Below are 4332 nucleotides of genomic sequence, written 5' to 3'. Positions count from 1 at the left end.
GGCCGCCGAGTCGGTGGTAGAGGCCCCGCAGCAGCGAGGCCCCGACGCGGAAGCCGGACAGGTCGCTGACGTAGCGCAGCACCGCGTAGCACGCGACGGCGGCGCCGAAGCCGGTCAGCCAGGGCCAGGCGTCCTCGGGCGTGCTCCCGAACAGGGCCCGCAGCACGGGCACCAGCAGGGCGTAGGACAGGCCCTCGGTCACCGCGGTCGCCGTCATCAGGGCGACGGTGCGTCGCAACGGCCGGGTGTGCTCGTGCCCCAGCACGCGCAGCAGCAGGCGGATCATCGGTCCTCGTCTCCTCGCGGTACGCCCCCGTGGGCTTCGGTGTCCTCGGCGAGCGCCGAACGGTGCGACCGGAAGAACGCGGCGAATCTCCCGTCCCGTGCCAGGAGTCCGGCGGGGCTGCCGCGTTCGACGACCACCCCGTCGTCCAGCACGACGACGGTGTCGGCACCGGCGATCGTCTCCAGGCGGTGGGCGATGACCAGGACGGTGCGTTCGCCTCCCCGCGCCGCCAGGGCCCGGCGCACCGCCTGTTCGGTCTGCGGGTCGGCGAACGCGGTCGCCTCGTCGAGGACCAGCACGGGGGTGTCGGCGAGCAGCGCGCGGGCGAGGGCGATCCGCTGCGCCTCACCGCCCGACAGTCCGGCGTCCTGGCCGATCACCGAGTCGTAGCCGCGGGGCAGTTCGAGGACGCGGTCGTGGACGCACGCCAGCCGGGCGGCGCGCACCACGTCGTCGCGGTCGGCGTGCGGCACCGCCAGCGCGATGTTGTCCGCGACCGACGCGCGCAGCAGCTGGACGTCCTGGAAGACGAAGAAGACGGTGCGGTGGAGCTGCCGGCTGCCGAGCTCACGCAGGTCGACGCCGCCGAGGACGACCGAACCGTGGGTCGGGTCGAAGAACCGGGGCAGCAGCTGGACCAGCGTGGACTTCCCGCTTCCGGAGGGCCCGACGAGCGCGGTGACGGTCCCCGGCTCCAGCACCAGGTCGACACCGCGCAGCACCTCGTGCCCGTCCGTGTACCCGAAGCGGACGTCGCGCAGCTCCACCCGGTGCCCCCGGGGCGCGGCCGGGTGCGCGGGCTCCGGCAGCGGCTCCACCGCGAGGACGTCCCGGATCCGGCCGACCGCGCGGGCCGCGGCCTGCGTCTCGTCGAAGCCGTGGCCGAGGGCGGCCACCGGGGCGGTCAGGCCCAGGCCGAGCAGCAGGAAGGGGAGCAGGTCGGCCGGGGGCATCTCCGCACGGGTGATCAGAGCGGCCCCGCCGGTCAGGACGACCAGCAGCACGAACGGCGGCGACAGCACGAGCTGCATGCCCGCGGCGATCCGGGAGAGGCCCCGCACCCACCGGTGGAAGGTGTCGACGAAGTCGTCGGCGGCCGTGAGGAACGCGCGGTGGGCCCGCCCGGAGCCGCCGAACGCCTTGACGACCGAGATCCCCCGTACGAACTCGACGACGGAGCTGGAGATCCGCCCCATGGCGCCGTCGAACTCCTGCTGCTCCCGCTGCCGGGCCGGGGTCATCATCAGCGGGACCAGCGCCACGGCCAGCAGCACCGGTGCGAGCGTGATCAGGGTGAGCCGCCAGTCGACGGTGAACAGGTAGACGAGCGACACCAGCGGGACGACGAAGGCGGAGACGAGTTCGCCGGGGGTGTGCGCGATGAACGGGTGTACCGCGCTGACATCCTCCCCCACCACCTTGGCCAGCTCGCCGGTCCGGCGCCCGGAGAACCACCCGATCGGCACCCGCCCCAGCCGCGCGGCCAGTCGCCGGCGGAACGTCAGCTGCACCCTGCCGTCGAGGACGTGCCCGATCCCGGAGGACGCGGCAGTGAAGAGCAGCCGGACGAACAGCCCGGCCGCACCCGCGGCCACGACGGTCCACACGTGGCCGTGGTCGGCCGGGCCGGGGGCCAGCAGGGCACGGCCGAGCTCGACGACCGCCAGCAGCGGCGCCAGTCCGGCGACGGCGCCGACGACCTGGAGGATCACGACGGCGGCGAACCCGCCGATGTGCGGGCGCAGCAGCCCCGCTCCGCCCTCCATGGCCGGGGGGCCGGCCTCGGGTGGTGGTGTGGACCGCTCCCTCGCCCTGGCGAGGTCGGTGGTGGTCATGGTTCTCCCCGTCTTCGTGAGTCGTGTCGGGACCGGGCCCCGGGCGGCCGTGTCCGGCCGGTCGGGCCGTGACGGCCTCAGTCGGCCAGGGCGCGGCGCAGGGCCCCGCAGATGCCGGCGACCTGCCGCTGCGACACCTCGGCGGAGAGGATCGCCTGCGATCCGTGGAAGGTGCCGGGCCACTGGTGCAGTTCGACGGAGACGCCCGACCGGAGCAGGCGCATCGCGTAGTCGACGGCTTCGTCACGGAGCGGGTCGAGCTCCGCGGTGGCGATGTACGCCGGGGGCAGCCCGGAGAGGTCGGCCGCCCGCGCCGGGGCGGCGTACGGGGTGGCGGGCTGGGAGCCCAGGTAGTGCCGCCACACCTGGGTGAGGGTGCCGCGGTCGTGCCAGGGCGTGTCGGTGAAGTTCCGCTGGGACCAGGTCTCCTGGCGGTCGTCCAGCCCCGGCTCGTTGAGCAGCTGGAAGCGGATCGGGGGCCCCTGCCGGTCACGCGTCCGCAGGGCCACCGCCGCCGCGAGTCCCGCACCGGCGCTGTGCCCGGCGACCGCGATCCGGTCGGGTTCGACGCCGAGTTCGGCCGCGTGGCCGGCCACCCAGGCCAGCGCCGCGCAGGCGTCGTCCAGGGCGGCCGGGAACCGGTTCTCGGGGGACCGGCGGTAACCGACCGAGATCACCACCGCGCCGGAGCCCTCGGCGATCCGGCCGGCCCACGGGCGGTCGGTGTCCAGGTCGCCGAAGACGAAGCCGCCGCCGCGCAGCCAGACGACGGCACCCCGCGCCTGCTGCGGCCGGTAGATCCGGACCGCCACGTCCGGTTCGGCGGGCACGGTGCGGTCCTCGACCTCCAGCGTCGAGGTGTCCCACGGCGGTGCGGCGGCGGCCATCTCCGCGAAGATCTTGCGCTCGGCCACCGGGTCGGTCAGGTCCACCCGGGGGAGCAGGGGTACGAAGGGTTCGAGTTCGGGGTCCATGAGCACCAGCCTGACGGCCGCGCCCCCCGGGGGTCACCCGCCAGGCGTCGGGCAACTCGCCCGTTCCGCGCACCGGTTGGCGCGCGAGGGCCACGGGCGGCTGCGGGCGTACGCCGCCGGTGAGCACGGTACGGCCCCTGCGTCCTGGTACGGGAGGGCGAGGGGGGCGGGTCGTTACCCTGCTTGCCATGGAGGCACTTGCCGTACGGCTGTCGGGGCTGGACCCGTACATCGGGGGCGCGATCCGCGTCGTCGCGTTCTACGACACGCTGATGCGCCGGCGGGTGGACCTCCCGGCGCTCGCCCGGGCGTCCGCGGGGCTGGCCGAGTGCGTGGCCGGTATCCGGCTCCACGGCGCGGAGCGGGTGATCCGCATCGCGCCCGACGGCAGGGAGGCGCCCGGTCCGCCGGCGCCCGCGTCCAGCACGGCACCGATCACCCTCGACGAGGAGGAGATCGGCACGGTGTGGCTGGAACGCCCCGGCCCGCCGAGCCCGCTCGACGAGGTGCTGCTGGACCGGTTCGCCCTCGCCGCCGCGGCCGGCATCGAGCGGTACGGCCCGGCCCGCACCACCATGGCCGACCCCGCCCTGGTCGAGCTGGTGGTCAGCTCCGACAGCGACGAGGCGGCCAAGGCCCGGGCGCTGCGCCTCCTGGGCTTCTCCGCCGCCCGGCCGGTCCGTGTCGTCGCCGTACGCTCGACGCTCCCGCTCGACCGGGTCGCGGGTCTGGTGTGCCCGGGCCGCCCGGTGAAGGCGGCCCTCCTCGCCGATGTGGGCGTCGTCCTGGCCACCTCCGTGGACCACGACCGGTTCCCCGCGGGTGTACGCGCCGGTGTCGGCTCCGCCGGCGGCCCCGGCCGGTCGTGGCGCGAGGCCCGTACCGCGCTCCGCTTCACCACCGCGCACCGGCCGGTCGTCCTCCACGACGACCTCGGGGCGCTGGCCCTGCTCGCCGAGGTACCGGGCGAGGCCGCGCGGGAGAACGCCGATGTGGCCGCCGTCGCCCGCCTCGCCGGCAACCCGGGGGACCTGGAGACGCTGGAGGCCTACTGCGCCACCGGCTCGCAGCGGCGGGCCGCCGACCTCCTGCATCTGCACCACAGCAGCGTCGCCCGGCGGCTCGAACAGCTCGCCCAGGCCCTGGACATCGAACTCACCGAGCCCACCGGGCTGGTCCGGGCCAGGCTCGCCCTCACCGCGTGGCGGCTGCTGGACGACTGAGGAAGCCGCCCGCC

3 protein-coding genes and 1 pseudogene are annotated in these 4332 nt (G+C 75.5%); 1 reads left to right on the top strand and 3 read right to left on the bottom strand.

Annotation, left to right across the window (positions count from 1 at the left end):
- The 3 genes and pseudogenes from IH13_RS0130810 to IH13_RS0130800 form a co-directional block, all read right to left on the bottom strand.
- Positions 1-286 (bottom strand): annotated as a pseudogene (locus IH13_RS0130810) (ABC transporter ATP-binding protein); the annotation flags it as partial.
- A complete protein-coding gene (locus IH13_RS0130805; protein WP_031089440.1) occupies positions 283-2121 on the bottom strand; it encodes an ABC transporter ATP-binding protein in 1839 nt (612 codons plus the stop codon). The pseudogene IH13_RS0130810 and the gene IH13_RS0130805, both read right to left, overlap by 4 nt.
- Before the next feature lie 77 nt (positions 2122-2198).
- Positions 2199-3095 (bottom strand): alpha/beta hydrolase, encoded by an 897-nt coding sequence (locus IH13_RS0130800; RefSeq protein WP_031089438.1) that lies wholly within the window; start codon positions 3093-3095, stop codon positions 2199-2201.
- 188 nt (positions 3096-3283) lie between these two features.
- Between IH13_RS0130800 and IH13_RS0130795 the strand changes: the two genes are divergently transcribed.
- Complete coding sequence (locus tag IH13_RS0130795) at positions 3284-4318, top strand: PucR family transcriptional regulator (RefSeq protein WP_031089436.1); 1035 nt, start codon at positions 3284-3286, stop codon at positions 4316-4318.
- The last annotated feature ends 14 nt before the right edge of the window (positions 4319-4332 follow it).

Origin of the sequence: Streptomyces sp. NRRL WC-3549 (assembly GCF_000721935.1) — a bacterium.
Lineage (GTDB): Bacteria > Actinomycetota > Actinomycetes > Streptomycetales > Streptomycetaceae > Streptomyces.
Note: the sequence above shows the minus strand (reverse complement) of the source record. Positions and strands in the feature narration are given on the sequence as shown.

Bases quoted from the DNA above. Each gene is read 5' to 3' on its own strand.
- IH13_RS0130805 (WP_031089440.1), bottom strand. From the start codon at position 2,121: ATGACCACCACCGACCTCGCCAGGGCGAGGGAGCGGTCCACACCACCA.
- IH13_RS0130800 (WP_031089438.1), bottom strand. From the start codon at position 3,095: ATGGACCCCGAACTCGAACCCTTCGTACCCCTGCTCCCCCGGGTGGAC.
- IH13_RS0130795 (WP_031089436.1), top strand. From the start codon at position 3,284: ATGGAGGCACTTGCCGTACGGCTGTCGGGGCTGGACCCGTACATCGGG.